The 3,059-nt window shown below is 67.3% G+C and carries 4 protein-coding genes; all 4 read right to left on the reverse strand.

The genetic code is table 11. The features are described 5' to 3' along the window. On the reverse strand, positions 1-542 hold a 542-nt coding region (locus tag Q1J95_RS15445; RefSeq protein WP_300269269.1), incomplete at its 3' end, for an ABC transporter permease. Further along, a complete protein-coding gene (locus tag Q1J95_RS15450; protein WP_300269271.1) occupies positions 539-1,219 on the reverse strand; it encodes an ABC transporter permease in 681 nt (226 codons plus the stop codon). The genes Q1J95_RS15450 and Q1J95_RS15445, both read right to left, overlap by 4 nt. Further along, positions 1,216-2,055 carry an ATP-binding cassette domain-containing protein gene (locus Q1J95_RS15455; protein ID WP_300269273.1) on the reverse strand — a complete coding sequence of 280 codons (840 nt, stop codon included), beginning with the start codon at positions 2,053-2,055 and terminating at the stop codon, positions 1,216-1,218. Before Q1J95_RS15455 ends, Q1J95_RS15450 begins: the two co-directional genes overlap by 4 nt. Before the next feature lie 202 nt (positions 2,056-2,257). Continuing rightward, the coding region (locus Q1J95_RS15460) for an FAD-dependent oxidoreductase (RefSeq protein ID WP_300269276.1) at positions 2,258-3,059 on the reverse strand (802 nt) is incomplete at its 5' end.

Below are 3,059 nucleotides of genomic sequence, written 5' to 3' on the forward strand. Positions count from 1 at the left end.
CCCTGGATGATCGGCCATCCCAGCCCGCCGAGGTTGACGTAGGCTGCGATCGTGACCGTGGCGATGACCTGGAGGGTCGCCGAGCGCAACCCGCCGACGAGCAGCGGCATCCCGAGCGGCACCTCGACCTTCCAGAACACCTGCCACTGGGTCATGCCGTTGGCTCGCGCCGCATCGATGACCCGGCGGTCGATTGCTTCGAGCCCGGTGTAGGCACCGGCGAGCAGCGAGGGGATCGCGAGGAGGACGAACGTGATCGTCGCCGCCTCGGGAACCCGCAGCACGCCCATCAGCAGCACGAGCAGCACCATGAGGCCGAACGAGGGCACGGCACGCGCAGCACCCGAGATCGCCACAGCGATCTCGCGTCCGCGGCCCGTGTGTCCGATCGCCCAGCCGGCCGGAATCGCGATCGCGGCGGCGATGAGCACCGACACGACTGTGTAGAACAGGTGTTGACCGAGCAGCACAGGAAGGGCGTACTGTCCCTCCAGCCGTTCCGGTGAGAACAGCCAGGCGAAGGCATCGATGAACACATTCATGCGGCAGCCCTCATCGGGATCATCCGCCGCCGGGGGGCCGTCGACGAGGCGCGCGCCCACGGCATGATCGCGCGGCCGGCGAGCAGAAGCAGCAGGTCGATGATCAGCGCGATGATGACCACCGCAAGCACACCGGCCAACACCTCGGCGATGATCCGGCGCTGCAGACCGTTCGTGAACAGATAGCCGAGGTTCTCGACCCCCACGAGGATTCCGACCGTGGCGAGCGAGATCGTGCTGACAGCAGCCACGCGCAGGCCCGCGAGGATCACCGGGCCGGCGAGCGGAAGATCGACCGTCCAGAATCGGCGCAGCCCGCCGTAACCGACAGCTGTGGCAGCTTGGCGCACACCGGGGTCGACGGAGTCCAGGCCGTCAGCGACCGAGCGCACGAGGATCGCGACCGCGTAGATCGTCAACCCGAGGATCAGGTTCGCCGGGTCGCGCGTCGAATACCCGACGACCGAGGGCAGCAGGATCAGCAACGCGAGCGACGGGATCGTGTACAGCAGGCCCGTCAGCACCACGACCGGCCCGCGCACGAGCCGGTAGCGCCACGCGACCCAGCCCAGCGGCAGCGAGAGCACGAACCCGCACACGATCGCCACCGCACTCTGGCCGAGGTGGACGAGCGCGAGATTGACGATGAGATCGAGGTTGTCGATGACCCAGCTCATGTGACGTCACCGGAGAACGGGGTGGGGTCCACGAGCGCGCCCTGCGTGCGGCCCTCGGAGTCGACGACGACAGTGCCGTTCGGTGTCTGCTTGAGCGACAGCGCGCGGCGCCCGCGCTCGGCGCCGATGAACGCCGTGACGAACTCGTCAGCGGGATTCTCGATGATCTCGCTGGGGCTTCCGACCTGCACCACACGCGCGCCCTTGTCGAGGATGACGACCTGGTCGCCGAGCAGAAACGCCTCGTCGATGTCGTGCGTGACGAACACGACCGTCTTGTCGAGCTCGTGCTGCAGCCGAATGAGCTCTTGCTGCAGGTCAGCGCGCACGATCGTGTCGACCGCGCCGAAGGGTTCGTCCATGAGCAGGATGTTCGGGTCAGCGGCCAAGCCGCGCGCCACGCCCACGCGCTGCTGCTGACCGCCCGAGAGCTGGCTCGGGTAGCGATCGGCGAGAGCACGGTCGAGACCGACCGTGTCGAGCAGTTCACGCGCACGCTCGTGCGCTTTCTTCTTCGATGTGCCGGTCAACCTCAGCACGGTGGCGACGTTGTCGATCACGCTGAAGTGCGGCATCAGGCCGGAGTTCTGCATGACGTAGCCGATGCTGCGGCGCAGGGCGACGGGCTCTTTGCCGAGCACACTTTCGCCGTCGATCTCGACGTCGCCGCCGGTCGGTTCGACCATGCGGTTGATCATGCGAAGCAACGTCGTCTTGCCACAACCGGATGACCCGACGAACACCGTGGTCTTGCGCGACGGCAGTACCAGGCTGAAATCATTGACGGCGTGCGTGCCGTCGGGGAATGTCTTCGACACCGAGCGGAACTCGATCATACGCTTCTCTCTGGTCGATTCACAGCGGCGGGTTCACCAGTGATGGTTGTGACTAACCGTTAAGGTACGACCTCTACCCCTGGCGCGAACGCGATGTGTCCGGAAATGTCCTTTCCTCCGTTTCGGATTCGAGCGTACGTGATGCCGCGGACATTCGCGGGCGTTCCCGGTCTGTTCGGAGCGAATGCGCAAACGGATGGCCTCACGCCGATCCGCGGCCAGCGGCTTCCAGCAGCCGCAGCCAGATCTCGCTCACGGTCGGATACGCCGGCACCGCATGCCACAGTCGCTTCAGCGACACCTCGCCGACGACGGCGACCGTGGCCGACTGCAGCAGGTCGGCGACATCGGGCCCGACGAAGGTGGCACCGATGATGACATCGCGGTCGGTGTCGACGACGATCCGCGCCCGTCCGCTGTAACCGTCTTCGCGCAGCGCCGAGCCGGCGACGGCACCGAGATCGTGATCGATCACACGGGTGGAGTATCCGGCATCCGCCGCGGCCTTGGCCGTCAGCCCGACCGACGCGACCTCCGGTTCTCCGAAGACGACCTGCGGCACGGCGGCGTGATCTGCGGTGGCCACATGACGCCCCCACGCCGCATCGTCGACGTCGTCGCCCGCCGCACGAGCGGCGATCACGTCTCCCGCAGCGCGCGCCTGGTACTTGCCCTGGTGGGTGAGCAACGCGCGGCCGTTCACATCGCCGACGGCGTACAGCCAGTCGCTGCCGGGTACGCGGAGCGTGTCATCCGTGCGGATATAGCGGCCAGGTTCAAGACCCGCGACCTCCAGCCCGATGTCACCGCTGCGCGGCGAGCGCCCCGTGGCGGCGAGAACCTCTTCTGCGACGACGTCGCTGCCGTCCCCCAGCGTAAGCGTCACAACACCGCCATCGCGACGAACGCTCACGGTCTCGGTGTTCGTGCGCACGTCGACGCCGAGCTCGCGCAGTCCGTCGCCGACCAGCTCGCCGGCGAACGACTCCATGCCGCCGAGCAGC

The sequence above is a fragment of the Microbacterium sp. genome (assembly GCF_029263575.1).
Classification (GTDB): domain Bacteria; phylum Actinomycetota; class Actinomycetes; order Actinomycetales; family Microbacteriaceae; genus Microbacterium.

Coding starts and splice junctions, on each gene's coding strand:
- Q1J95_RS15455 (WP_300269273.1), bottom strand. CDS start 2,055: ATGATCGAGTTCCGCTCGGTGTCGAAGACATTCCCCGACGGCACGCAC.
- Q1J95_RS15450 (WP_300269271.1), bottom strand. CDS start 1,219: ATGAGCTGGGTCATCGACAACCTCGATCTCATCGTCAATCTCGCGCTC.